This is a genomic window from Microvirgula aerodenitrificans DSM 15089 (genome assembly GCF_000620105.1).
Lineage (GTDB): Bacteria > Pseudomonadota > Gammaproteobacteria > Burkholderiales > Aquaspirillaceae > Microvirgula > Microvirgula aerodenitrificans.
The window spans coordinates 215364-241131 of the sequence record NZ_JHVK01000001.1; the positions used below are offsets into that span (position 1 = coordinate 215364).

The 25768-nt window shown below is 65.4% G+C and carries 24 protein-coding genes; 7 read left to right on the top strand and 17 right to left on the bottom strand.

What is annotated here, in order from left to right; all coding sequences use genetic code 11:
• Positions 1–66: 66 nt before the first annotated feature.
• From Q352_RS0101020 to Q352_RS0101060, 8 genes are all read right to left on the bottom strand, one after another.
• Entirely contained in the window at positions 67–999 is a 933-nt protein-coding gene (locus Q352_RS0101020) for a dihydroorotate oxidase (protein ID WP_084299712.1), read from the bottom strand.
• Between the two features lie 203 nt (positions 1000–1202).
• On the bottom strand, positions 1203–1511 hold the full coding sequence (locus Q352_RS0101025; RefSeq protein WP_028497719.1) for an H-NS histone family protein: 309 nt from the start codon (positions 1509–1511) through the stop codon (positions 1203–1205).
• Between the two features lie 318 nt (positions 1512–1829).
• Positions 1830–3575 carry a putative bifunctional diguanylate cyclase/phosphodiesterase gene (locus Q352_RS19390; protein ID WP_051528598.1) on the bottom strand — a complete coding sequence of 582 codons (1746 nt, stop codon included), beginning with the start codon at positions 3573–3575 and terminating at the stop codon, positions 1830–1832.
• Between the two features lie 147 nt (positions 3576–3722).
• On the bottom strand, positions 3723–4751 hold the full coding sequence (ygfZ, locus tag Q352_RS0101035; protein WP_028497720.1) for a CAF17-like 4Fe-4S cluster assembly/insertion protein YgfZ: 1029 nt from the start codon (positions 4749–4751) through the stop codon (positions 3723–3725).
• A 179-nt stretch (positions 4752–4930) separates the two neighbouring features.
• Positions 4931–6652, bottom strand: a complete 1722-nt coding sequence (gene argS / locus Q352_RS0101045; RefSeq protein WP_028497721.1) for an arginine--tRNA ligase — start codon at positions 6650–6652, stop codon at positions 4931–4933.
• A gap of 248 nt (positions 6653–6900) precedes the next feature.
• Positions 6901–7263, bottom strand: a complete 363-nt coding sequence (locus tag Q352_RS0101050; protein ID WP_028497722.1) for a carboxymuconolactone decarboxylase family protein — start codon at positions 7261–7263, stop codon at positions 6901–6903.
• Between the two features lie 6 nt (positions 7264–7269).
• A complete protein-coding gene (locus Q352_RS0101055; RefSeq protein WP_028497723.1) occupies positions 7270–7488 on the bottom strand; it encodes a YgaP family membrane protein in 219 nt (72 codons plus the stop codon).
• A gap of 95 nt (positions 7489–7583) precedes the next feature.
• Positions 7584–8486 (bottom strand): LysR family transcriptional regulator, encoded by a 903-nt coding sequence (locus Q352_RS0101060; RefSeq protein WP_028497724.1) that lies wholly within the window; start codon positions 8484–8486, stop codon positions 7584–7586.
• Here Q352_RS0101060 and Q352_RS0101065 point away from each other — a divergent pair.
• On the top strand, positions 8467–9015 hold the full coding sequence (locus tag Q352_RS0101065; protein ID WP_244879548.1) for a RidA family protein: 549 nt from the start codon (positions 8467–8469) through the stop codon (positions 9013–9015). The genes Q352_RS0101060 and Q352_RS0101065 overlap by 20 nt on opposite strands.
• Positions 9016–9171: 156 nt before the next feature.
• Here Q352_RS0101065 and Q352_RS0101070 read toward each other — a convergent pair whose 3' ends face one another.
• The 4 genes from Q352_RS0101070 to Q352_RS0101085 all read right to left on the bottom strand — a co-directional run bounded on the left by Q352_RS0101070 (position 9172) and on the right by Q352_RS0101085 (position 12295).
• Positions 9172–9642 carry a copper chaperone PCu(A)C gene (locus Q352_RS0101070; RefSeq protein ID WP_028497726.1) on the bottom strand — a complete coding sequence of 157 codons (471 nt, stop codon included), beginning with the start codon at positions 9640–9642 and terminating at the stop codon, positions 9172–9174.
• 37 nt (positions 9643–9679) lie between these two features.
• Positions 9680–10414 carry an energy transducer TonB gene (locus Q352_RS19395; RefSeq protein WP_158537399.1) on the bottom strand — a complete coding sequence of 245 codons (735 nt, stop codon included), beginning with the start codon at positions 10412–10414 and terminating at the stop codon, positions 9680–9682.
• A gap of 92 nt (positions 10415–10506) precedes the next feature.
• Positions 10507–11097: a methyltransferase domain-containing protein gene (locus Q352_RS19400; protein ID WP_036385030.1), complete on the bottom strand. Its 591-nt coding sequence runs from the start codon at positions 11095–11097 to the stop codon at positions 10507–10509.
• Between the two features lie 16 nt (positions 11098–11113).
• On the bottom strand, positions 11114–12295 hold the full coding sequence (locus tag Q352_RS0101085; RefSeq protein WP_028497727.1) for a DesA family fatty acid desaturase: 1182 nt from the start codon (positions 12293–12295) through the stop codon (positions 11114–11116).
• 156 nt (positions 12296–12451) lie between these two features.
• On the opposite strand from Q352_RS0101085, the gene Q352_RS0101090 reads away from it, so the two are divergent.
• Positions 12452–14071: a YdgA family protein gene (locus Q352_RS0101090; RefSeq protein WP_028497728.1), complete on the top strand. Its 1620-nt coding sequence runs from the start codon at positions 12452–12454 to the stop codon at positions 14069–14071.
• A gap of 123 nt (positions 14072–14194) precedes the next feature.
• Here the strand turns inward: Q352_RS0101090 and Q352_RS0101095 are convergent, their stop codons facing one another.
• Positions 14195–14995 carry a CHAD domain-containing protein gene (locus Q352_RS0101095; protein WP_028497729.1) on the bottom strand — a complete coding sequence of 267 codons (801 nt, stop codon included), beginning with the start codon at positions 14993–14995 and terminating at the stop codon, positions 14195–14197.
• A 173-nt stretch (positions 14996–15168) separates the two neighbouring features.
• Here Q352_RS0101095 and cysK point away from each other — a divergent pair, with 173 nt between their 5' ends.
• Positions 15169–16101, top strand: a complete 933-nt coding sequence (gene cysK / locus Q352_RS0101100) for a cysteine synthase A (RefSeq protein WP_028497730.1) — start codon at positions 15169–15171, stop codon at positions 16099–16101.
• Positions 16102–16104: 3 nt separating this feature from the next.
• Here the strand turns inward: cysK and Q352_RS19405 are convergent, their stop codons facing one another.
• The gene (locus Q352_RS19405; RefSeq protein WP_051528600.1) at positions 16105–17934 is read right to left on the bottom strand and encodes a sigma-54-dependent Fis family transcriptional regulator; all 1830 of its coding nucleotides are present in this window, start codon (positions 17932–17934) and stop codon (positions 16105–16107) included.
• 326 nt (positions 17935–18260) lie between these two features.
• On the opposite strand from Q352_RS19405, the gene adh reads away from it, so the two are divergent.
• On the top strand, positions 18261–19781 hold the full coding sequence (gene adh, locus Q352_RS0101110; protein ID WP_028497731.1) for an aldehyde dehydrogenase: 1521 nt from the start codon (positions 18261–18263) through the stop codon (positions 19779–19781).
• Positions 19782–19869: 88 nt separating this feature from the next.
• The gene (yiaY, locus tag Q352_RS0101115; protein WP_028497732.1) at positions 19870–21018 is read left to right on the top strand and encodes an L-threonine dehydrogenase; all 1149 of its coding nucleotides are present in this window, start codon (positions 19870–19872) and stop codon (positions 21016–21018) included.
• Positions 21019–21071: 53 nt separating this feature from the next.
• Here the strand turns inward: yiaY and Q352_RS0101120 are convergent, their stop codons facing one another.
• Together Q352_RS0101120 and Q352_RS0101125 are read right to left on the bottom strand one after the other, a co-directional pair.
• Positions 21072–21680, bottom strand: a complete 609-nt coding sequence (locus Q352_RS0101120) for a 3'-5' exonuclease (RefSeq protein WP_028497733.1) — start codon at positions 21678–21680, stop codon at positions 21072–21074.
• Complete coding sequence (locus tag Q352_RS0101125; RefSeq protein ID WP_028497734.1) at positions 21680–23488, bottom strand: putative nucleotidyltransferase substrate binding domain-containing protein; 1809 nt, start codon at positions 23486–23488, stop codon at positions 21680–21682. Before Q352_RS0101125 ends, Q352_RS0101120 begins: the two co-directional genes overlap by 1 nt.
• A gap of 147 nt (positions 23489–23635) precedes the next feature.
• Between Q352_RS0101125 and Q352_RS0101130 the strand changes: the two genes are divergently transcribed.
• Positions 23636–24562, top strand: coding sequence for a pyridoxal-phosphate dependent enzyme (locus Q352_RS0101130; RefSeq protein ID WP_028497735.1), 927 nt, complete (start codon positions 23636–23638; stop codon positions 24560–24562).
• A gap of 20 nt (positions 24563–24582) precedes the next feature.
• Here Q352_RS0101130 and Q352_RS0101135 read toward each other — a convergent pair whose 3' ends face one another.
• Positions 24583–25038 carry an Lrp/AsnC family transcriptional regulator gene (locus tag Q352_RS0101135; protein ID WP_028497736.1) on the bottom strand — a complete coding sequence of 152 codons (456 nt, stop codon included), beginning with the start codon at positions 25036–25038 and terminating at the stop codon, positions 24583–24585.
• 120 nt (positions 25039–25158) lie between these two features.
• Between Q352_RS0101135 and Q352_RS0101140 the strand changes: the two genes are divergently transcribed.
• A complete protein-coding gene (locus tag Q352_RS0101140; RefSeq protein ID WP_028497737.1) occupies positions 25159–25767 on the top strand; it encodes a glutathione S-transferase in 609 nt (202 codons plus the stop codon).
• Position 25768: the final 1 nt, after the last annotated feature.

Consider the following 25768-nt stretch of genomic DNA (forward strand, 5'->3'; position numbering starts at 1 on the left):
GAACGTCCGGACCGGAATGGCCGGCCTTGCCGGCACTTTTCCCTTTTCCATCATCCACTAAGCGGTTTAAAGCGTGCGCAGCTTGCCACGGAAGTCCGCCAGGCACTGGTAACCCTTGCGCTGCATGATCGCCACCAGCTCCTGATTGAGACGGGTGAACAGGCCGGCGCCTTCTTCCCACAACCGGGTACCGACCTGAACGGCACTTGCGCCGCAGAGTATGTGCTGGAATACCTGCTCACCGGCTCCGATGCCGCCGCAGCCGATAATCTGCTTGTCCGGGCACAGCCGATAGAACGTATTGACGTTGGCCAATGCCGTTGGCAATACATAATCGCCGCCAATGCCGCCCAGCCCGTTCTTGGGCTTGATCAGCACGGTCTCGCTGTCGGTGTCCACCACCAGCCCATTGCCGATCGAATTGATGCAGGTAAGGAACTTCAGACGTTCAAAGCGATTGAAGATTTCCGCCGCCATTTCAAAGTGGCTGATATCGAAATACGGGGGCAATTTGACGCCGAACGGAATGTCCATCGCCGCGTGGATGGCGGTCAGCGCCGTGGCCATGTCGTCAAAGCTGTAGCCGAGTTGCGGTTTGCCCGGCACGTTCGGGCAGGAGAGATTCACCTCCGGCAGCAGCGGGCGTTTCAGGCGCTGGAACGCGTCGAGCATGTGCAGATTGTCCGCCAGGCTCAGTCCGGAAATCGAGATGAACAGCGGCTTGTCGGTGTAATCGTAATGGGCGGCGTAGTCGAGATAATAGCGATAGCCGTGGTTGGGCAGGCCCATCGAATTGATGCTGCCGAATGGCGTGGCGGCGTAACGCGGCTCGGGATTGCCGTCGCGGGCCTCCAGCGTGCAGCTTTTGCTGACCAGTGCGCCGGCATCGCTGTGGCGTACGGCTTCAAGCTCCGTAGTCTCCCTGCACATCACGCCGGACGCGTTGTATACCGGGCTGCGCATGCGCTGGTCGAGGATGTGGGTGGAGATATCGGTCACGGGCAGGCTCCTGCGTCGAAGGGAAAAGGGCACTATGCGCGAATTTTCCGCTGCCGGTGTTGTGACCGGTCAAGCGCTATTCGTGCATGGATTCTCATTATGCAGCTGGTCTTGAAATGACCGGATAATGTGCCCATTCGTGTTGTGCTGAAAAAACGAAAGCGGCAGATTTCTCTGCCGCTTTCGGAAGGCAATGGCCAGGCTCAGATGGCCAGGTCTTCCAGCGTCTTGCCGCTTTGCAGCAGTTCTTCAACCCAGCGCGGCTTGCGGCCACGGCCGGTCCAGGTTTGCGACGGGTCGGCCGGGTGGCGGTATTTGGCTTCAACCGGCTTGCGGGTGGTGGTAGCCACCTTGCCCAGCACTTCGTCGAGTTCCAGACCGTAGGTCTTGGCCAGTTCGAGAATCTGTTTGCGGGCCTTGCTCTTTTCTTCGGATTCGCGACGCTTGATTTCGAACTCGATCTGCGCCTTCAGCGTCAGGAGTTCGGTGTATTCCATGTTTTGGAAGTCCATTGTGTTCTGCCTTTTTGTGCGGGTGAATCGGAAACTTGCTTCACGTTAGCGAAACAGGTTTCTGTTTGTCAAGAAACACCCCGGAAAATAATAGTTTTTGCCGACTTTGAAAAGACCCCCGGGGTCATTTGCGGGCTGATATTTGTCAATTTTTTGTAAATCGGTCGGCGGAAGGATTGCCCGCCCGATTAAAAGGGGTATTTCTTACGTGCCGATGAACGAACGGACACTTGTGCAGATGAATTTTCGGCGCATCGTCACGGAACTTGCCGGGCAGAAGACGCCGGGTATTTTCAGCCCGGCATGATGAACCGTTGCTTATAGCAGTTCGCTGCCAAAGCGACACTGGTCGGAATCCAGATATTCCGCCAATGCCGTTGCCGACATCGGTTTTGCCAGCAGATAACCCTGGCCAAAATGGCAGCCCTGCTGTTGCAGCCACTGGATCTGGCGGGGCGTTTCTATCCCTTCGGCAATCAGGGTCAGGCCGAGTTCCCGGGCCAGCAGCAGGCTGGCGCGAGCCACATTTTCCGCCAGCGGGTCACTGTCGAGCCGGCCGACCAGCTGCCGGTCGAGTTTGACCGCCTGCACCGGCAGCCGGCGCAGGGCTTCCAGCGCCAGGTGGCCGAGGCCGAAGTCGTCGATGGCCAGTTCGATGCCGAGCGCGCCCAGCGCCGTCAGCGCACCGTCCGGGCGCGCCTGCGGGCCGCTCAGTGCCGCGCTGTCGACTTCCACGGTCAGCAGCCCAGGCGGGAAGCCGGTACGCGTCAGTACCTGGCGCATGGTGTCCGGCAACCCGGGGTCGGCGAACTGGCCCACCGACAGGTTGATCGACAGTCGCAGTGGCCGTTCCCTGCCGTCGTTGATGCGGGACAGGGCGGTGCAGGCGATGTCGCTGACGTAGCGGTTCAGCTGCGGCATCAGCCCGCTGCGCTGTGCCAGCGGCAGGAAGATTGCCGGCGACAGCATGCCGTGCTGTGGATGATCCCAGCGCAGCAGCGCCTCGACCGAGACCAGCCGGTTCCAGGTCAGGTCGAAGATTGGCTGGTAGAATACCGACAGCTCGGCGTTGCCGAGTGCCGTACGCAGTTCGGCGCACAGCCGGCTGTCGCCGCTTTCGCGGAGACCGAGTTCCGGCTGGTAGCGCTGGCTGATGCCGCCGCCGCCCTGTTTGGCCAGCCGCTTGGCCAGTTGTGCCTTGTGCAGCAGGTCGAAGAAGTTTTCGGCATCGTCCGGGAACAGGGCGATGCCGGCCGAGACGGTGATCGGCAGCGAGACATTGTCGCAGGGGAACGGGGTCTGCCAGCTCTGCAGCGGGCGCATGGCCTGGGTCAGCACCGTGTCCGGTGCCGGATCGGTCATCAGCCAGGCAAAGCCGCGGCCGCTGGTGCGGGCCAGGTGTTCGCTCTGGCACAGCCGGCTCAGGCGCTCGGCCATTTCCACCAGCAGTGCATCGCCGACATTCTGGCCATGAATGGCATTCAGCTGGCCGAAGTGGTCGACGTCGGCCAGGACGACGGCAACGCGATGATTGTCCAGCCGCGCCCGCTCCAGTACCCGCTCGCCGAGGCTCAGGAAGGCACCGCGGTTGTTCAGCCCGGTCAGCAGGTCGAAATGACTGAGCCGGTGCAGCTGGTCCTGGGTGCGCAGGCGTTCGGTGACATCGCGCGCGGTGGAAATGTAGTGGGTGATCTGACCGTTTTCGTCGGTCAGCGGCGTGATGGTTTTCTCTTCACTGTACAGCTCGCCGTTTTTCCGGCGATTGATGAAGATGGCCTTGAATACCCGTCCGGCGCGCAGCTGTGCCCACAACTGGGCATAGAAAGCGGCGCTCATGCGGCCGGAACGCAGCAGCGAGGCGGTACGGCCGAGGGTTTCCCGCTTGCTGAAGCCGGTGATGCGCTCGAAGGCGGCATTCACATAAGTGATGATGCCATTGGCGTCGGTAATCATTACCGAGTCGACGCACTGTTCCAGCGCGCACAGCAGTATCTGGGTCTGGGCCGGTGGCGGCTCGGACCTGGCGGGTTGCAGGAAGGACGGATACAGCGAAAACCACTTCACGGGAGGACCTCGGTGTCCCGCCGGGGAGGCATTCTCCGTTGCACGGTCGGGCGCCGCGATTGTGGCATTAGTCGTCCTGCGCTGACAATTGATCCGCATCGCCGGTTCGCACCGGTATTACGAATGCTTATCTGTCAGCGCCGTGATTTACGCTACCGGATAGGGCAGGGTGCCGGCCGTCAGCGCCGGTCCGTCCGGGGCGCCGAGATGCACCCCGGATGCCCAGGCCGACAGCTGCGCGACCGCCAGTACTTCGCTGCCACCGTGAGCCGCCGGCACCGACTGCACGATCTTGCCGATCGACTGCTCGCCGGTTTCCGCCGCGTACAGGTCCTGGCCGGCGCTGGCATCGGCATCGACATGGGCACGCAGCATGCGCCGCTTGACCTTGCCGATGTACTGGGTGCGGGCGACGATTTCCTGGCCCGGATAGCAGCCTTTCTTGAAATTGACCGCGCCAAGCAGCTCCATATTGGTCATCTGCGGCACGAAGGCTTCCTGGGTGGCCAGGCTGATCCACGGGGTGCCGGTGGCGATGTCGTGCCAGTCCCACGCGGCTTCGCCGGTCGCTTGCGAACCGGCTTCCTGCAGCGCATGCCAGACGTCCGCCGCCCGGTCTTCCGCGACCATGACGACAAAGCGCTCGCCCGGCAGGCGGATGACTTCGCCACCGTCGAAGGCGGTCAGGCTGAAATCGGCGGCCGGTGCGGGGGCGATGACGCCGGCACGGCGGGCGGCGTGCTCGCCGGCGATGCCGAGCAGGACCTGTCCGGTCAGCGGGGCATGGCTGACCTTGCTGCGCAGGATGAACATGCCGAGACGGCGGTCGATGGCGCTGGCGAGGTCTGCGGCCAGCAGCAGCCGGTAGCGGCCGTCGCGCTGCCAGATCAGGAAACTGGCCAGCATGCGGCCCTTGGCGGTCGAGTAGCTGGACAGCTGGGCGCTGGTCGCGTCGACCTGGCGTACATCGCTGGAAAACTGGCTTTGCAGGAAGGCCTGCGCATCGTCGCCGGCAAAATCGAGCACGGCGAACCGGGTCAGCGGCGTGACGGTCGGCGCGTGTGCCGCTGCCAGCCCGCTGTCGGCGCGCGCGTCGCGGCCGGCGAAGGCGCTGACATGACCATCGGTAACGACCGCGCCTTGCGCGGCCAGGAATTCGAGCCAGGATGCATTCATGCTGAGGGATTCTCCATTGGGCGCGGCGGTATCGATCGTGCCGTGCGATGTACTGGCGGACAAGATGGGGACGGCAGGCCGGGTCGACAAGTAAAAAAATGCCGGCGTGTCCCGAAAGGGGCACGCCGGCATGCGGTTCGCGAACGGAACCGGCGCGAACCGGTTCCCGTTCCCCGGGCTTACATCGACTCGAGCACTTCGATGCCGAGCAGGTCCAGACCGGTACGCAGCGTTTCCGCCGTGATCCGGGCCAGCTTCAGGCGGCTGGCGCGCACGGCGCCTTCGCTCTTCAGCACCGGGCAGGCTTCGTAGAAGCGCATGAAGTGGGTGGCAACCTGGTACAGGTAACCACATAGCACGTGCGGCAGGCAGTCGTCGGCCACGGCATTCAGCGTGTCGCCAAACTGTGCCAGTACCAGGGCGAGCTGTTTCTCGGCCGGTTCGTTCAGTTGCAGCGGTGCGCTGGCGTCAAAGGCGCCGGCCTTGCGGAAGATGCTGGCCACGCGGGTGTAGGCATACTGCAGGTACGGGGCGGTATTGCCCTCAAACGCCAGCATCAGGTCCCAGTTGAAGATGTAGTCGCTGTTGCGGTTCTTCGACAGGTCGGCGTACTTGACCGCGCCGATGCCGACCGCGTGGGCGATCTTGCGGCGTTCGGCTTCCGCCAGGTCCGGGTTCTTTTCGCTGACCAGGGCAAAGGCGCGTTCTTCGGCCTCGTCCAGCAGCTCGATCAGCTTGACCGTGCCACCGGTGCGGGTCTTGAACGGCTTGCCGTCGTCACCCATCATCGTGCCGAAGCCGACGTGCTCCAGCGACATGCCGGCCGGGGCGAAGCCGGCCTTGCGGCAGATGCTGAACATCTGCTGGAAGTGCTGGCTCTGGCGCGCATCGACCACGTAGATCACGCGGTCAAGGTGTAGCGTCTTGTGGCGGTAGCGCACGGCACCGATATCGGTGGTGGTGTACAGGAAGCCGCCGTCCTTTTTCTGCACGATGACGCCCATCGGTTCGCCGTCGTGGTTCTTGAATTCGTTCAGGTACACGACCTGGGCGCCGTTGTCTTCGGTCAGCAGGCCGGCATCGTGCAGTTCCTGGACGATGATCGGCAGGTCGTCGTTGTAGGACGATTCGCCGCGCACGTCGTCGCGGGTCAGACCGACGCCAAGCTTGCGGTAGACCGCCTCGCAATGCTTCAGCGACACGTCGACGAACTGTCTCCACAGTGCCAGCACGTCAGCGTCACCGCCCTGCAGGCGCACCACGTAGTCGCGGGCGCGATCGGCGAAGTCTGCGTCTTCGTCAAAGCGGATCTTGGCCTTGCGGTAGAAGCCTTCCAGGTCGTTCAGTTCCAGCGCGGCATTGCCGGCCTGCTGGGTTTCCACCAGGTAGGCAGTCAGCATGCCGAACTGGGTGCCCCAGTCGCCGACGTGGTTGCCACGCACCAGGTCATGGCCGAGATAGTCGACCACGCGGGCCAGCGTGTCGCCGATGATGGTCGAGCGCAGGTGGCCGACGTGCATTTCCTTGGCCAGGTTCGGCGACGAGTATTCGACCATCACGCGTTTGGTCGGCTGCTGCGGTTCGACGCCGAGCTTCGGCTGTTCGAGTACATGGTCCAGGCGCGATGCCAGGAAGGCCGGATCCAGCGTGATGTTGATGAAGCCCGGTCCGGCGATGTCGACCTTGCTGGCAATGCCGGTCAGGTCGAGCTTGTCGATGACTTTCTGCGCCAGCTCTCGCGGATTCATCTTCAGCTGTTTGGCCGCGGACATCACGCCGTTGGCCTGGTAATCGCCGAACTCTGGTCGGCTTGCGGGTTGCAGTAGCGGCTGGGCGTCGGGGACACCGGCGGCGGCGAGCGCGGCGGCGAGCTTGTCTTGCAGAAGATGTTGCAGCGTCATCTTGCGGATTCCGTAGTGAGGGGCGCGGTAAAAAAGCTGCAAATAACAGCCAAAGCAGCATTGATGCCGGCAAATGCAGAAAAGTACCGCTTGATTGTATGTCCGGGCCCCCCGCCCCGGCAACGCTGGATATCCGGAACTTCCCGAAAGGGAAAGGAAAAACCGCCACGAAGGCGGTTGCGGACTGCTTGCAAGGGTGGGCACCGGCGGTTGCCGTGGCGTCGGTGCCCCCGGCCGATGGCAGGGCGTCAGCGTGCGTCGGTGGCGGCGGCGCTGAATTCGTCGAAGGCGGCGATGGCGTTGGCCGAGTACATCAGCGACGGTCCGCCGCCCATGTAGACCGCCATGCCGAGGGCTTCCTCGACTTCGGCCTTGCTGGCACCCAGCCTGACCAGCGCCTGGGTATGGAAGCCGATGCAACCGTCGCAGCGCGCGGCGACGCCGAGTGCGAGGGCGATCAGTTCCTTGGTCTTGTGGTCCAGTGCGCCGTCGCGGGTGGCGGCGCGGCCGAGATCGCCGAAGCCTTTCATCAGCTCGGGCAGATCGCTGCGCAGCGCGGACAGGTTCTGGGTAAGGGTCCGGGTCAGATCACGGTAATCGGTGCTGTTCATGTGGATTTACTCCGCTTTCTTGCAGGTTTTGCCGCTGCAGCAACTGCCGCAGGTGTTCAGACCGAGCAGCCGGTAGGCAAAGCAGAAACGGAATACGCCGCTGGCCAGGACCAGCAGGCCGATCCAGCCCCAGGCGCCAATCCAGCCGAGTGCCGTGGCGGCGATCAGCGCCAGGCCGGCGATGATGCGAAGGATGCGGTCGGGACCGCCCACATTGGCTTGCATGTTGTTCTCCGGGTTAACAATACACTGGCAAATATAATAACAAATAACATTATATTATCAAGCATATTGTTTCCCGGCCGGGCCGGGGCTGCGCGCTAGCGGAGGGAGGCCATGAGTTCGACCACCCAGTCGATAAAGGCCCGCAGCCGCGCGTTGCTGTGCCTGGTGCGATGAAAAGCCACGTGTATGGGCATGGGGTCGACGTGCCAGCCCTCGAACAGACGCTGCAGCCGGCCCTCGCTGACTGCCTGGCGGGCCATGTAGTCGGGCAGCAGGACGACGCCCAGCCCGGCCTGGCCGGCCGCCAGATAGGCATTGCCATCATTGAGCGCCAGGGCGTAGTGGCCGCGCACGGGGATGCTCTCGTTCCCGCGCCGCAGCGCATAAGGCTGCGGCAGATTGCGGTACTCCCACAGAAAACCGACCAGGCTGTGCTCCGGCCCCGCCAGCTGGCCCGGGTGTGCGGGCATCCCCTTGCGGGTCAGATAAGACGGCGCCGCGTATACCGACATCTGCAGATCCCCGACATGTCTGGCGATCAGGGACTGGTCGGTGACGGGTCCGCCGCGCACCACGCAATCAATACTCTCGTCGAGCAGATCGGCCATGCGATCGCCGGCACCCATGTGCAGCTCGATGCCGGGATAGCGTTCAAAAAACGCCGGCAGCGCAGGCACCAGCACCATGCTGGCCAGCGGCCCGGGTACGTCGACGCGCAGCCGGCCCGCGGGCGTGCCCAGCGCCTGCGGAAGATCCGCCTCGGCCCGGTCCAGATCGGCCAGCAGCTGGACTACTCGCTCGTAATAAATGCTGCCGGCCTGGGTCAGCCCGACCTTGCGCGTGGTGCGGTGAAGCAGGCTCACGCGCAGCCGCGCTTCCAGTTGCTGGACCAGCTGAGTGGCCGTGGTCCGGCTGATGTGCAGGGCATCCGCTGCCCTGGTGAAGCTGCCGGTCTCCACGACCCTGGCAAAAGCCTGCATGGCGTCGAAACGGTCCAATGGCGCGCTCCCTCTCTGTCGATTGTTTGAATTTTACAAACAGCGCTGGGGAGTATTGCCTGTTTATCGCGGCCAGGCCCTCGCGGATAGTGGCGGCTCCTGTCACTTCGTGGTCGAGACTTTCATGAGCAATGTTCGCCAGGTCGTTTTTCCCGCCGGCCGTCAGGCCTTGTACGAGAAAAACCGCTATTCGCCCGCCATCCGCGCCAACGGCTTTCTTTTCGTGTCCGGCCAGGTCGGCAGCCGCGAGGACGGCTCGCCCGAGCCCGGTCTGGAAGCACAGATCCGCCGGGCGTTTGACAATCTCAACGCCATCCTGTCAGCCGCAGGCTGCAGCTTTGATCATGTCATCGATGTCACGCTGTTTATCGTCAACCCCGAGGCCGTGCTCGATACCCTGTGGAAGGTCCTGCCCGATTACTGGGGGGAGGCGCCCCATCCTGCACTCACCGCCGTGGGCGTTACCTGGCTGTACGGCTTTGATCTCGAGATCAAGGTGGTGGCCAGGCTGCCCGGGGCCAGGCCGTAGCGAGGATGCCTGTGCCCGCACGCCTTGACCTGCAGGGCGTTGCCTCATGACCGTTGCCCCGCAATGCAAAGGGCGGCAAGGACGCCCCCCTCTGTCCTGCGCACTTGCGTGCGCAAAACAGGGAGCAGAATCCTTGCCGCCCGGATGCTGTCCGGATCAGTGCTCGCCGTGGGCGTCGGCCGCAGGGGCCTCACTGGTGGTCGCTTCGATCTTGACGTCGACCCTGACATCGCCGGCGCGCTTGAAGTGCAGTGTCAGCGGGAACGATTCGCCGGCCAGCAGCGGCTTTTTCAGGCCGATCAGCATGATGTGGTAGCTGCCGGGTTGCAGTGCCACGCGCTGGCCCGGTTCGACGCTCACGCCATCGACCCGGCGCATCTTCAGCACGCCGTTGTCGTTGATATGGTTGTGGATTTCGACCCGGTCGGCGACATCGCCGTCGGCACCCTGCAGCGTGTCGGCGCTCTTGCCCTTGTTCTGCAGCGTCAGGTAGGCCGCGCCGGTCTTGACCGGGCCCGGTGTGGCGCGGGCCCACGGGTGGCCGATGGCGACGTCGCCGGCGGTATAGCTGTGGGCGAAGGCGGTGCTCGACAGCAGCAACAGGGCAGCGGATACAAAGGTCTTCATTGGGGTGTCCTTGCAGAACGGGGTAAAGGGGGAGAAATCAGCGGCTGTTGTCGAGCCGGAACAGAATGGGGACGCGGACCCAGCCGGCGACCGGCTGACCTTGCGACATCGCCGGCTCGAAACGCCAGCGGTGGACGGCGTCGGTCGCGGCGCGGTCGAGGCGCGGGAAGCCGCTGGAGGTGTCGATGTCGATGCTCTCCGGCCGTCCTGCCGCATTGACGCGGACCTTGAGAATGACGCGGCCTTCTTCGCCGAGGCTGCGCGATGCTGCCGGATAGGTCGGCGGTCGATTGCTGTACATCGAGCTGATGATTCTGGCTTCGTGCGGGCCGTCGCCGCTGCTGTCCTGCGTGCCGTGCCGGCCCTGACCGCCACTGGCGGTTGCGCTGCCGTCGGCCGTGGCGCTGCTGCTGTCCGGCGCGGCACTCGCTGCTGCCGGCGGACTGGCCGGTGCCGCCGGTGCCGCCGGTGCCGCGGTCGGTGCGGGCGGCTGCGGGCGGGTTTTCCGGGTGATGTCGGCCGGGGCGTCAGCTTGTTCGCGAGTGGGGATGCTGTGCGCCGGTGCGGTTGCGGCGGCCGGTCGGGCCTGTGGTGCCGGTGGTGCCGACGCCGGCGGTGCCTCGACCGGAGCGGCGACCGCCGGGGTGTACAGCATGGCCTGCAGCGGTCGCGGCGGGATTGGCGCACGCTCGACCACCCACACGCCGGCCAGTGCCGCGAGAACGGCAATATGGGCAAGCGATACGGCAGCGGGAATCAGGGGGCGGGACATCAGCATGGCGGCGCCAGTTTACCTGCGGCGGGCGGGCTGCGGGGGGCATGACGGTGGCGTGCGGCAATCCGTCGCAGGATGCTTGATGGTGATCAGGTGCCGGCGTTGTCCAGCCGCTGCCAGACCTGCCAGCGCTCGCGACCGCTGAAGATCGGCAGGCCGGTACAGCTCGGGCGATCGTCGATGCGGCGGAAGCCGGGTTCGAGCAATTGCTGCAGCCGGGTGTCGTGCAGGCCGAACGGCGGCCCCTTCGGCGTGTCGGCATGGAAGAAGTAGCCGGCCAGCAGGCCGCCGGGACGGATCAGGCGCGCCATCTGCGCGCCCCAGTCTGCCCAGGTGCGCGGCGGCAGCGCGCACAGCAGGGCCCGCTCGTAAATCCAGTCGTACGCGGGCTCGTCCAGGGCAAAGAAGTCGGCCTCGCGCAGCAGGCTGTCGTTGCCGATGACCTGGCGCGCCACGGCGATGGCGGCGGGGCTGAAGTCGATGGCGCTGACGGCGTGGCCGCGTTCGGCCAGCCAGCGTACCTCGTAGCCGCTGCCGCAGCCGGGCACCAGCACCCGGCCACGCGGCTGTTCTTCGGCAAAGGCGGCAAACTCGACCGGCACCTGGCCCGCGTCCCACGGCGTGACGCCCTGCTGGTAGCGGGTATCCCAGAAGTCGGCAAGCGAGCTGTCCTGTGCCATGGCTTTCTGCGTCCGTTCAGCCGACCGCGCGCAGGCGTCGGGCAAAGTTCTCCAGCTGGCGGATGCCGCTGGCTTCGGCGCGGGCGCACCAGTCCTGCAGTTCCTGCAGCAGCTGTTCGCGGCTGAGGCTGGAGCGCTCCCACACCCGGCTCAGATCCTGGCGCATGCGATAGATGGTGTCCAGCGTCGGGCTGACCGCCAGCGCGCGATCGAGCACATGGCGTTCGGTGCTCGGCGTGTCCCTGGCTTCCTGCTTCAGCCACACTTTCATCTTCCGGCGCAGTGTGCGGGCGCAGATGTCCGGGTGCTGGCGGCGGATGGCGTCGATCTCGGCGCGGTAGGCCGCCTTCAGTTCCCGTGCATAGCGCGACGCCAGTGCATAGCGGTTGCTGACGATGCTCTGCAGCGTGGCCAGATCGAGCTGCGGCTTCGGCGTGCCCTGCAGCAGTACCGGGTGCACGCGGCGGACCCTGGCCAGCCCGACCATTTCCATCAGCCGGATATACATCCAGCCGATGTCGAATTCATACCACTTGTACGACAGCTTGGCCGAGGTGCCGAAGGTATGGTGATTGTTGTGCAGTTCCTCGCCGCCGATCAGGATGCCCCACGGCAGCAGGTTGGTGGCGGCGTCCTCGTTCTCGAAGTTGCGATAGCCCCAGAAGTGGCCGACGCCATTGACCACGCCGGCGGCCCAGAACGGAATCCATGCCATCTGCACCGCCCAGATGGTCAGGCCGATCGGTCCGAACAGGATCAGGTTGAGTACCAGCAGGATGCCGACGCCCAGCGCGCTGCGGCGGGTATAGACGTTGCGTTCCATCCAGTCGTCCGGCGTGCCGTGACCGAACTTGTCCAGCAGCGCCTGGTCTTTGGCGGCTTCGCGGTACAGGTCGGCGCCCTGCCACATGACCGTCTTCAGGCCGAGAACCTGCGGGCTGTGCGGATCGTCGGCCGTTTCGCAGCGTGCATGGTGCTTGCGGTGGATGGCCGCCCATTCCCTGGTCACCATGCCGGTGGTGAGCCAGAGCCAGAAGCGGAAGAAGTGGCTGGCGATCGGGTGCAGGTCCAGCGCGCGGTGCGCCTGGTGACGGTGCAGGAAGATGGTGACGGAGGCGATGGTGACGTGGGTCACGGCCAGCGTGTACAGCACGTACCCCCACCATGGCCAGTTGACAAGGCCATTCAGGTATTCCATTGATGTATCTCAATATTGGAGCAGAAACTCCATTCTACACAGACTGTGAAACGGGTGGGTGCCGACGGTGCGGGTGGCGACGACCGGAGGAACGGTACACAGCGATACGCCACATTGGCTGCGCCAGCCGGGGTGAGTCGTGTAACATTCCGCGCCATGTCCTCGCATACCTTTTTGTCCGTGTTCCGCAGCCGTGGCCTCAAGCAGGCCGCCGCCGGCGTCGTCGTTGCCGCCGTTGCCTGGGGCGGCGGTTCCTACTGGTTCGGCCTGAAAACCGAGCAGACGCTGGCCGAGCAGTATCGCCTGCTGCAGAGCGTGCCGCTGTTCGTGGTCAAGTCGCACAGCTACCAGCGCGGCTGGTTCAGTTCGACCGAGACGACCGAGCTGACGTTCAACAAGAAGCTGTTCACGCCGTATCTGTCGATGCTGCCGGCCAATGCGGCCGAGTGGCTCGATACCACGGTGCGCTACACCAATCACATCAAGCACGGCCCGCTGCCGGAAATCGGCGACTTCGGCTTCCGTCCGGGACGCGCGGTGGTGACCACCGAGTTCGCGATGAGCGAACAGACGCGCAAGACGCTGCAGAAGTTCTTTGGCGACAAGCCGCCGATCACGGTCATCAACCGGCTGAACTTCGGCGGTGGCGGCACGCTGACCGCCAGCATTCCGAAATTCGACTATGAAGAGCCGCTGGCCGGGGTCAAGGTCGACTGGAAGGGGCTGGACACCCGGATCGACTACGAGCCGGGCTACAAGGAGTACGCGGTCGACGTCAAGGTGCCGGGGCTGAATGTCGAGGCCGCGACCAAGGGCCGCGTCGCGCTGGACGGAGTGCATTACCAGTCCAGCCATCGCCCGGGCCAGACCGGGGTGACGCTGGGCTCGTCGGAGATGTCCGTCGTCAAGGTCAGCCTCGACGCCAAGGAAAGCCTGCCGTACGAGATCAAGCTGAACGAACTGGTGTACCTGCTGACGCGCATGCGCGTCGGCGAGTTCATCAACCCGGTGGGCGAGATCAAGCCGTCCAGGGCGGTGCTCGACCAGCTGCGCTACCAGATCGTCACCAGCGAGCAGGACGATTTCGTCAACACCCGCGGCAAGCTGTCGTTTGCCCACCTCAGCGTGGACCAGAACAGCTACGGGCCGATGCGGCTTGACGTGTCGGCCAACCACCTGCACGGCCCGACGCTGGTCAGGCTGGACCAGGCGCTGTCGGCGATTCCGTTCGAGGGGGTCGAGCCGGCCGCTTTGCGCCAGCAGTACATCGATACCATCAAGAAGAACGGGCTGCCGCTGCTGACCAACAATCCGAAGCTGCTGGTCAACGATTTCTACCTGAAGCTGCCGGCCGGCGAGGTCAAGGCTTCCGGCGATCTGGCGCTGAACAATCTGCGCGAGGCTGACCTGAACAAGCCGGCGGACTTCCTGGCCAAGGTCGAAGCCAATGCCAGCATCGAAGTGCCGAAGCTGACGCTGGAGTCGATGGTGGTCGCGCAGGCGCGCAATCTGTTCGTGGTCGATGAAACGGCCGAGAACCCGCCGAGCGTGGACGAGATCGACGATCTGGCCCGCAACCTGCTCGCTTCGCAACTGGAGATCTGGCAGGAAGGGCACTACCTGACCATCCAGAATGGCCAGGTCAGGACGCGGATGAACTGGAAGGACGGCAAGATGAGCATCAGCGGCAAGCCGGTGTCCATGCCGTGGCAGGAAGCGCCGCCGGCACCGGAGCCGGAGCCGGCACCACCACCTGCCGCCGCTGCCAGACCGTAAAATGAAAAGCCCCCCGTTCAGTCCATATGAACGGGGGGCTTTTCAATTGCTGCTGCAGGGATTGAAGGACGGACGCGCGAAGCGGGGTTTCCCCCACGATGACCGTCGGTGCCCCCTTTGTGTTCAGTCTTCGAGCGGGGCCGGTGCCAGCCGGTCGTGCATGTCCTGCCAGGCCAGCCGCGCGCGTTCCCGGCATTCGGCACGGGCCTGGCGGACCCGGGCCGCGGCCCGTTTCTGTTCTGCCTGCGGCAGGGAGGCGGCACAGGCCTCGAGGTCGCGCAGATCGCCCAGCGCATCCTGCAGCTCCCGGCACGGCGTGGCCAGCAAGGCCAGCCGGCTGTCACCGAGCAGAACCGCATAGCTTTCCGCCTGATACCGCACCCGTTTGGTCAGCAGGCGGCTGTTGTGCAGGTCCTGCGGAGCGGCATCGTCGAAGCCGCTGCGCGACAGCGCATGCGCCAGTTCGATCTGGGCCGCGTCGCAGCCGCCGGCCAGCAGCCGGGTCAGTGCGAATTTCGGCGTTTTCGCCAGTTGCCGCGGCAGCCGCTCGCGCAGCAGGTTCAGATCGCGCTTGAGCCGGCCGCTTTTCAGGGCCCTGCGCAGGCGGGCGGCATCCTTGCGCCGGGGCGACGGCGGCGGCAGGTCCGGTGCCAGGCGCGACAGCCATTGCTGGTGGACTTCCGCATCGCGCAGGGCATTGGTGTCCTGCACCAGCCGCTTGAGCCGGCGCTCGATGCGGCGGATGCGGGGCGTCAGCAGCGGCTGCAGCGGCCGGGTCAGGCTGCGCAGGCGGCGCAGCGCGACGCGCAGATTGTGCAGCGACTCGGCATCCTCACCGCGCAGCGCGCGCTTGCGGCACGTCCGCATGGCATCGATGCGGTGAGCGATTTCGAGGGCAAGCAGTTTTTTCAGCGACTGGGGCATGGTGTGACTCTCGGTCGGGCAGCGTGGGCCGGTCCATTGGGCAACAACATGCAGGATATAGCGAATTTGCCCTAATTTAGAACAAACTGCGCGCGCGCAGTCGGCCGCAATCGGGCTAATATGCTCGTTAGAGGCTAGTCCATGTGTGAAACCTATTTTTCAGGAATATAGAAATGGCCATTGCGCAGAATGTCAGTGAACTGGTCGGCAACACGCCGCTGGTGAAACTCAACCGGGTGACAGAGGGCGCGCAGGCGACCGTGCTCGCCAAGCTGGAGTTCTACAGCCCTGCCCACAGTGTGAAGGATCGCATTGCGGTCGCCATGGTCGATGCCGCCGAACAGGCCGGCAAGGTCAAGCCGGACACCATCTTCCTGGAGCCGACCAGTGGCAATACCGGCATTGGTCTGGCCATGGTTTGCGCCGCGCGCGGCTACAAGCTGACCATCGTCATGCCGGAAACCATGAGCCGCGAGCGCCGCATCCTGCTGAAGGCTTACGGCGCGGAACTGATCCTGACCCCGGGGCCGGACGGCATGGGCGGCGCCATCGCCAAGGCCAGTGAGCTGGCCGCGGCCGACAGCCGCTATCTGATTCCGCAGCAGTTTGAAAATCCGGCCAACCCGGAAATCCACCGCAAGACCACGGCCGAGGAAATCTGGCGCGATACCGACGGCCAGGTCGACATCTTCGTGTCCGGCGTCGGCACCGGCGGCACCATTACCGGCGTGGGCGAAGTGCTGAAAGCACACAAGCCGGGCGTGAAGATCGTCGCCGTTGAACCGGATGCCAGCCCGGTGCTGTCTGGTGGCGCGAAGGGACCGCACCCGATCCAGGGCATTGGCGCCGGCTTCGTGCCGAAGGTGCTGAATACCGAAATCTACGACGAGATCATCCGCGTCAAGAACGACGATGCATTCTCCACTGCCCGCGCCATGGCGGCGAAGGAAGGGCTGCTGGTCGGCATTTCGTCCGGCGCCGCGACCTGGGCCGCGCTGGAGCTGGCCAGACGGCCGGAAAACGCCGGCAAGACCATCGTCGTGATCATTCCGTCGTTCGGCGAACGCTACCTGTCCACGCCGCTGTACGCCGATCTGGTCGACTGATCGTCAGCGGGCCCGCGCCAGCTGGCGGTACAGCCGGTTGCGCGAGATGCCCAGCGCGCGTGCCGCCGCCGAGATATTGCCGCCAAGCCGTTCCAGCGTATCGGCGACCAGCCGGTCCTGATGTTCGCAGAGGCGGACTGCCGTGGCGGCAGGCGGCAGGCGGGGGCGGGTCGTCAGCTCATCCGGCAGGTGCTCGACATCGATCAGCCCGTCGTCGGCCAGACAGCGGGCGGTGTGCAGTACCGTCGCCAGCTCGCGCAGATTGCCCGGCCAGTCATGGCCAAGCAGCAACGCCGCCGCCGCGTCACTCAGACGCGGCGGCGGCGTTGTCGTTCCGGCTCCGAGCATCCTGCCGATCAGGGCTGCCAGATCGACGCGCTCGCGCAGGGCGGGCAGACGGATGGTCAGGCCGTTCAGCCGGTAGTACAGGTCGGCGCGGAAGCTGCCATCGTCGACCATCGCCCGCAGGTCGCGGTGGGTGGCGCAGACCAGCATGAAGTCGGTGGGCAGGGTACGGGTGCTGCCGAGCGGCGTGACCGCACGTTCCTGCAGCACCCGCAGCAGTCGCGCCTGCAGGCTGGTCGGCATATCGCCGATCTCGTCCAGGAACAGCGTGCCGCGATCAGCCTGCAGCAGCTTGCCGATGCCGCCCTTGCGTCTGGCGCCGGTAAAGGCGCCTTCTTCGTAGCCGAACAGCTCGGCTTCGATCAGCGCTTCCGGAATGGCCGCGCAGTTGACGGCGACGAACGGGCCGTCGCGGCCGGGGGTGTCGTCGTGGATGGCACGGGCGAACAGCTCCTTGCCGGTACCGGTTTCGCCGGACAGTACCACCGCCACCTGTTTGCCCAGCACCCGCTTCAGCTTGCCGATGGCGGCATTGATGACCGGGTCGCCGGACTGCAGTGCCGACAGGGCCCGGCCGGCAACCGGTTCGACGGCCGGAGGGCGGACCACCGGGGCGGGCGCCGGGTAGCGGCGAACCAGCCAGTCGCAGCCATCCCGGCCGCGTACGGTCCGGGACTCTGTCGCGTGAGGCAGCGCGGCCTCCGGTTCGCAACCGGCGTCGAACAGATCGGCAAACGCCGGCGGCAGCGCCCGGGGATGCAGGCCGAACAGCCGCCGCGCGGCGCGATTCATGGCCAGCCCGCGCCCGTCCGGTGTAAAGGCCAGCAGGCCTTCCGCCGGCGTGCCGAGCCGCTGCGGCCGGTCGTCGACGGCCAGGCAGACTGCATCGGCGTGGCGGGCCAGGAACAGGCAGTGTTCCATCTGCAGCACGGCGGTCTGGACCGGCGTCAGCGGATGGAGACCGGACGACGAAGCATCGCCGGAGACATCGAGCGCACCGAGCAGGGTGCCGTCGGCATCCTCTATTGGCGCGCAGGCGCAGACCAGAAAGCGGTTGGCATCGAGAAAGTGTTCCGGCCCGCCGACCACCAGCGGGGTGCCGGTGGCCAGGGCCGTGCCGATGGCATTGGTGCCCTTGCGGCCTTCGGACCAGTCGGCCCCTGGCTGCAGGGCTACTTGTTCCGAGCGGCGCAGGAAGCGGGCGTCGCCATCGGCATGCAGCAGCAGTCCGTCCGGGCCGGACAGCACCGCCATGCAGCGCGTGCCGGCCAGCTGCCGGCACAGCTCGGTCATGACCGGGGTGGCCTGTCGCAGCAGGGTCCGGTGCTGTTCCCGTCGCAGCTCGAGTTCCGAGCGCGGCAGGCGGTCGAGGTCGGGGGCGTCCTGGCGGCGCAGGCCGTGGGTGGCGGAACGGGCATGCGCGTGCGCGATCAGGTCGGCATGGCCGGCCAGCCGCGGGACGGGGCGCGAATCGAGTCGGGCCGTCATGGGCTTGTCTCCTCATCCCGGGCTCATTGACTGTGGGCGTGCCGCTCGTGCGGCATCTGCTGGCCGGGAATGCTTAGAACATTAGCACGCCCCGGCCTGGACCGCGCGCCGGGCGCCGATTCCGGCGCCCGGGTGTGCCGAAACGATACAGCGGTCACCCGGACTGTCCCGTCCCGGCACAGAGAATCTCCGCTGTAAGCCCTTGTTTCGGCTTGTTACCGGCTGTCTGGCGGGTGGCACGGGAATTGCGGATGAAGGGGGGCCTCCGCCGAAACCCCGGGCCGGTGAGGGGCCACGCCAGAACAAGCCCGGGAGGAGAAACACCAATGAACCACGCCGAATTGCAGTTCCTGGGCGTCGCCTATCCGTTCCGCGACAGCTACGACAATTTCATTGGCGGCCAGTGGGTCGCGCCGGCCGACGGCGAGTATTTCGACAATATCTCGCCGATCACCGGCCTGCCGTTCTGCCGCATTGCCCGCTCGAAGGAAGCCGATGTCGAACGGGCGCTGGATGCCGCGCATGCGGCCAAGGCCGCCTGGGGTCGCACGTCGGCCGCCGAGCGCGCCCTGCTGCTGAACCGGGTCGCAGACCGGATGGAGCAGAATCTGGAAACGCTGGCGCTGGCCGAGAGCATCGACAACGGCAAGCCGATCCGTGAAACCCGTGCCGCCGACCTGCCGCTGGCCGTCGATCACATCCGTTATTTCGCTGCCTGCCTGCGGGCGCAGGAAGGCAGCATTTCCGAAGTCGATCACGACACCATTGCCTACCATTTCCACGAACCGCTCGGCGTGGTGGCGCAGATCATTCCGTGGAACTTTCCGATCCTGATGGCGATCTGGAAGCTCGCGCCGGCGCTGGCGGCCGGCAACTGCGTGGTGCTGAAGCCGGCCGAGCAGACGCCGGCGTCGATCATGGTGCTGATGGAGCTGATCGGCGACCTGCTGCCGCCGGGTGTCATCAATGTCATCAACGGTTTCGGGCTCGAGGCCGGCAAGCCGCTGGCCTCCAGCCGCCGTATCGCCAAGGTCGCGTTTACCGGCGAAACCGGCACCGGCCGGCTGATCATGCAGTATGCGAGCCAGAACCTGATTCCGGTCACGCTGGAACTGGGCGGCAAGAGCCCGAACATCTTCTTTGCCGATGTGATGAACGAGGACGACGCCTATTTCGACAAGGCGCTGGAAGCGTTCGCCATGTTCGCGCTGAACCAGGGCGAAGTCTGCACCTGCCCGTCGCGCGCCCTGGTGCAGGCCTCGATCTACGACCGCTTCATGGAGCGTGCGATCAAGCGCGTCGAGGCGATCAAGCAGGGCCATCCGCTCGATCCGACCACCATGATCGGCGCCCAGGCCTCGAACGAGCAACTGAGCAAGATCCTGTCCTATCTGGAGCTGGGCCGCCAGGAAGGGGCGCGCTGCCTGACCGGCGGCGAACGCCAGCAACTCGGCGGCGAACTCGGTGGCGGTTACTACGTGAAGCCGACCGTGTTCGAGGGCCACAACAAGATGCGCATCTTCCAGGAAGAAATCTTCGGCCCGGTGGTGGCGGTAACGACCTTCAGGGATGAGGCCGAAGCACTGGAAATTGCCAACGATACGCTGTACGGACTGGGCGCCGGGGTGTGGACGCGCGACGGCTCGCGCGCCTATCGCTTCGGTCGCGGCATCCAGGCCGGGCGGGTGTGGGTCAACTGCTACCACCTGTATCCGGCGCATGCGGCGTTTGGCGGCTACAAGCAGTCCGGCGTCGGCCGCGAGAACCACAAGATGATGCTCGACCACTATCAGCAGACCAAGAACATGCTGGTCAGCTACAGCCCCGACGCGCTCGGCTTCTTCTGATTTTTTCCCCTTTTCCCGCCACGGGGCACGCTGCCCGTGGCGGGCGCACTGGCATACCTGAAGTCAAAAACAACACAGGAGACATGGCATGGCCACCACTACGTTTTTCATTCCGTCCGTCAATATCATGGGCACCGGCTGCATCAGCGAGGCCGTGGCGACCATTCGCCGCCACGGGCTGCGCCGGCTGCTGATCGTGACCGATGCCGGTCTGGCCCGTTCCGGCATGGCGGCCCGCATCCAGCAGTTGCTGGTCGATGCGGATATCCAGTCAACGGTATTCGACGGCGCCAAGCCGAACCCGACCGTGGCCAACGTCGAAGCCGGGCTGGCGGCGCTGAAGGCCGCCGACTGCGACGCGATCGTCTCGCTCGGCGGCGGCTCGCCGCATGACTGCGCCAAGGGCATCGCGCTGTGCGCGACCAATGGCGGGCATATTTCCGACTATGAGGGCGTCGACCGTTCGACCCGGCCGCAACTGCCGCTGATCGCCATCAACACGACCGCCGGCACCGCCAGCGAGATGACGCGGTTCTGCATCATCACCGACGAGCAGCGGCACGTGAAAATGGCCATTGTCGACCGCAACGTGACCCCGCTGCTGTCGGTCAACGACCCGGCGCTGATGGCCGGCATGCCGCCGTCGCTGACCGCAGCCACCGGCATGGATGCGCTGACCCATGCGGTCGAGGCCTATGTGTCGACCGCCTCGACGCCGATTACCGATGCCTGTGCACTGAAGGCGGTCGATCTGATTTCGCGCCACCTGCGCAGCGCGGTGGCCAACGGCGGCAATGCCGAGGCCCGCGAACAGATGGCCTACGCGCAATTCCTCGCCGGCATGGCCTTCAACAATGCATCGCTCGGCTACGTGCATGCGATGGCGCACCAGCTTGGCGGCGTCTATGACCTGCCGCATGGCGTGTGCAACGCGGTGCTGCTGCCGCACGTGCAGGCATTCAATGCCGCCACCTCGGCGGACCGGCTTGCCGATGTGGCGCGGGCGATGGGCGGCAGCGTCTCCGGCGGCGGGCAGGCCGGTGCCGAGGCGTGCCTGACGGCGATCCGTCAGCTGTCAGAGGATGTCGGCATTCCGGCCGGTCTGAGCAGCCTCGGGGTCAAGGCGGAAGACATTCCGCTGCTGGCGGCCAATGCCCTGAAGGACGCCTGCGGGCTGACCAATCCGCGTCCGGCCAGCCAGCAGGAGATCGAAGCCCTGTTCCGCAACGCGATGTAGCCAGGAAAGACACCGACGTTCCTGCTGGCGTCGGTGCCCGCCCGCCGCAGGCATCACCCCGGATGCCCGCGGCTGGCCATTGCCTGCCAGATCACGGCGGCGGTAATGGCATCGGTCAGCGCATCATGCCGGCCCAGCGACGGCAGGTGCAGCTCGTCGAGGATGGATTGCAGACGCAGATCGACATAGCCGTTCGGCGTCTGTTTCAGCTTCCAGTCGTAATACAGCCCGGAGACATCGATCTGCGGCTGTGGCAGACCGGTGCCGATCAGCGGGCGCACGTATTTGTTCAGCACCGCCACATCGTATTCGAGGTAATAGCCGACCAGCGTGCGGCCGCCGATGAATTCCAGCAGGCGGCTGACCGCCTCGGCCGGCGGCAGGCCATCGGACAGGTCACTCGGGCGCAGGCCGTGCACTACCACGCTGCCCGGCTCGGGCAGCCGCTCCGGCTTGACCAGCAGGTACAGCGATTCGCTGGCGTGAATATGGCCCGGCGTCAGCCGCACTGCGCCGATGGACAGGATCTCGGCCTCGCGCACATTCAGGCTGGTGGTTTCGCAGTCGAGGGACACATATTCGTCGGTCGGGGTATCGAGCAGGCCGAGCCATTCCGGGCGCAGGCGCCGCCGCGCCAGCGTCGTGCGCAGTTTTGCCCACATCAGAAAGCCCCGCTCTTGAAGTGGTGGCGGACGATGGTCTTGAAGCGCTTGACCACGGCCAGCGCATCCTTCAGCAGGTCGCGCTCCAGTGTCGACAGGCGGGCGGCATCGATCTGGGTATCGACCTTCTGGCCGAGTTTCTGTGCCTCCAGACCGTGAGCCAGTCGCAGTTCGAGCAGGAAGGACAGGGCTTCGGCCGTGTCGTGCGCCAGTTCGCCGTCGAGGCGGCCGGCCGCCGCCAGCGCGGTCAGCCGGTCAAAGGTGTTGGTATCGTCGAGGCCGGACTCCAGCGCATAGGCACGCACGCCATGGACGATGGGGAAGATGCCGGTCTTTTTCAGGTCGAGCAGCTCGGCGCCGTGGCGACCACTGCCCAGCCACTGCGACAGCCGTCCCATCGGCGCGTCGAACTGGTCGACGGCACGGGCGAAGCGGGCGAAATAGGACGCGTCGTCGTGCATGATGCCGAACAGGTACTCGCGAGCCTGTTGCAGCAGCGAGGCATCGCCGGCAACGGTGCTGGCATCGACGAAGATGGCCAGCTTCATCTGTGCCGCCTCGTCCGGCTGGTAGATCCAGCGATACAGCATGTTGCGGAAGCCGGTCTGCGACTGCACCCATTCCGGGTTGTTGACCATGATGCGGCCCGGGCATGGCGGGTAGCCGAAATCGGCCAGCGCGGCGGAGAACGCCTCGCAGGCGACCATGACCCCGTCGAGCGGGTAGCCGTCGCGCACGATCAGGGCATTGTCCTGATCGGTCTTGATGATCTGTTCGCCACGGCCTTCCGATCCCATCACCACCAGACAGCTGTTGGCGAACAGCCCGTCCGGCGCGATCAGTTCCCAGGCGCGGGCGAACAGTTTGCCGTTCAGCGCCTGCATCAGCCGGGCCAGTTCGCGTGCCTTGACGCCGTGGCCGGCCAGCATGGCGATCAGTGTCTCCATCTGCGCGGCGACCGCGCGCAGCGCGTCCAGCGAGTCGGCGACTTCCAGCTGCTGGGCGATCAGGTGCGAATGGTTGGAGAAGTACGACAGCAGGTCGATCTGTTCCAGTACGCCGACCGGGCGGCCTTCCTCGGTGACGACCACGCGCTGGATGATGTGGCGGGTCATGATCAGCAGGGCGTCGAACAGGTAGTCGTCGATGTCGACGGTAATCAGTTCAAAGCGGCACAGTGCGTCCAGCGGGGTGTCGGACGGCGTGCCGTTGATGATCACGTCACGGCAATCGCTGGTGGTGAAGATGCCGACCCGGTCAGTGGCACCGACCAGCACCGAGCGCACTTTGTGGTCGCGCATGGCGACGGCGGCGTCGAAAACGGTGGCATCGGCGGGCAGGAACACCGCCGGTTTCACGACGGCGTCCCGTACCGAGGCGGTCAGGATGGTCTGCAACTCGCGATTGTTGCCGCGACCGGCCAGCGCAGCGAATTTCTGTGCCGCGCTCTGGAAGAAAAAGGCGGCGAACAGGCTGTTGCCGTCGATCAGCGCCATGACTACCGCCTTCGGGATCGCGAACAGCAGCGTTTCCTCATGCGCGTCAATGCGGTGGCCGGCGCGGCCGGCGATCAGCGCACGACTGTCGAAGGTGTCGTTCTCGCGGAAGACGGCGACGATCTCGCCATCATCGGCGCGCTCGCAGGCCATGCCCTTCATGACCACGAACATGTGTTCGACCGCCTCGCCCGGAGCCAGAATCACCGCTTCGGCCGCAAAGTACAGGATGTCGACTGCCTGCTCGACCCGGCTGCGCTCGGCCGGCCCCAGAACGTCGAAAGGCGGGTGGGAAAAGTCGAATCGTTGCATGGCGGGGCGAGTCCGTCGTGATTATCCTTTCGTCATGATGCCCGTTTGCCGAACGCGCGTCATCAGGATTGTCGGACAAGATGTTTGCCATTGGGGAGCCGGCGAAAACCCGTGCTATCTTGTGCCTCCGCCCGGAAACACACTGCCATGCCACTGCACATTGAAACCCCGTTGATGGAATCACGCCCGTTGAGCGTGCTGAGCGGCCAGTCCGTCTGGCTGAAGCTGGAGGCGCTGCAAGTGCCAGGGTCGTTCAAGATCCGGGGTATCGGCCACGCATGCACCGTTTACCGGCAGCGCGGGGCGCAGCGTTTCGTGTCGTCATCCGGCGGCAATGCCGGGCTGGCCGTCGCCTATGCCGGGCGTTGTCTGGGGCTGCCGGTCACGGTCGTGGTGCCGGAAACGACGACGGCACGGGCGAAAGAACTACTGGCTCTGGAAGGGGCCGATGTCATCGTGCACGGCAGTTCCTGGCAGGAGGCCAACCAGCATGCACAAACCCTGCTGGGTGCGAGCGATGCCTTCCTGCATCCGTTCGATGATCCGCTGCTGTGGGAGGGTCATGCGACGATGATCGACGAAGTCGCCCGGGCCAGTGGCAAGCCGGATGCCGTGGTGCTGTCGGTCGGTGGTGGCGGTCTGCTGTCCGGCGTCGTGGCGGGTCTGCAGCGCAATGGCTGGCATGACGTGCCGGTGCTGGCGGTGGAAACCGAAGGGGCGGCCTCGTTCCAGGCCGCCGTGCAGGCCGGGCATCCGGTGGCGCTGGAGCGGATCAGCAGTATTGCCACTTCGCTGGGTGCCAAGCAGGTGTGCGAGCAGGCATGGCACTGCGCGCAGACACACCCGGTCCACAGTCTGGTGATACCGGATCGCAGCGCCCTTGCTGCCTGCGAGCGTTTTCTGACCGATCACCGCATTCTGGTCGAACCGGCCTGTGGCGCAGCGCTGGCCGCGGTCTACGAGCAGGCCACCGCCCTGGCCGCCTGCCGCAAGGTGCTGGTGATCGTATGCGGCGGCGCGACGGCGACCATCGACCAGATCCGTACCTGGGCCGGGCAACAGGACCAGGCGTAGCGCGTCTGCCCGGGGGGCCGTTACGGCGTGATCTTTACCGCCTGCACCGTCACGTGTTTGCGGACCGGGCTCGACAGCACCAGTGAGGTCGTCACCGCGCCCTCGACGGCCAGGGCATCCACGACGCGTTCCAGGTCCTGCGGCTCGGCGATGGCGCAGCGCACGATAAAGCAGTCTTCGCCGGTCACGCGGTCAGCGCTCAGCACCTCGGGCATGGCCTCGAACAGCGCCAGATACCGGGCGATGCCGGCATGCGTGGTCCTGATCCGGATAATGGCTTCCAGGCCGACGCCCAGCGCGCGCAGGTTGACGCGGGCGCCGTACCCTTCGATAACGCCGCTGTGTTCCAGCTTGCGCACGCGCTCACTCATCGCCGGCTGTGAAAGGCCGATCTTCTTTCCCAGTGCCGCCAGGCTCTGGCGTGCGTCAGCCTGGAGCGCTTCCAGGATCTGGCGGTCCTTCTTGTCGACAGGCATGTGCTTCCGATCGGGTTGCTGACCGATGAATCATCGGTCAGGAGGGCGGATTTTCGATGAACTGCCATTCGCCACGAATGGCATCCCCGGTATCGTGGGGTACTTTCCTCGGGAGGACAAATGCAACTCATCGGAATGCTGGATTCACCCTACGTGCGGCGCACGGCGATTTCCCTGCGGCTGCTGGGGCTGCCCTTCGAACACCGGCCGCTGTCGGTATTCAGTGACTTTGACCGGTTTCGCGAGATCAATCCGGTGGTGAAGGCACCGACGCTGATCTGCGACGACGGCACTGTGCTGATGGATTCCTCGCTGATCATCGACTACGCCGAGGGAGTGAGCTGCCGCTCCCTGATGCCGGCTGCCGCCAGCGAACGGGTCCGCGCGCTGCGTCTCACCGGGCTGGCGCTGGTCGCCTGCGAGAAAACGGTGCAGATCGTCTACGAGCAAAACCTTCGACCGGCCGGGAAGCAGCATCAGCCCTGGCTGGACAGGATCGGCAGCCAGCTCGTTGCGGCCTGGTCGGCCATCGAGCAGGAAGCGGCAGCCACACCACTGTCGGCCGACGCCGCCCTCATGACACAGGCCGATCTGTCGGTTGCCGTGGCCTGGGCATTCATGCAACTGATGCTGCCGGACCTCCTTGCCCCCGACGCCTGCCCGCTGCTGGCCGACTTCTCGCTGCGCGCGGAACGCCTGCCTGCATTCCTGGCGTCGCCGCAGCGCTGAC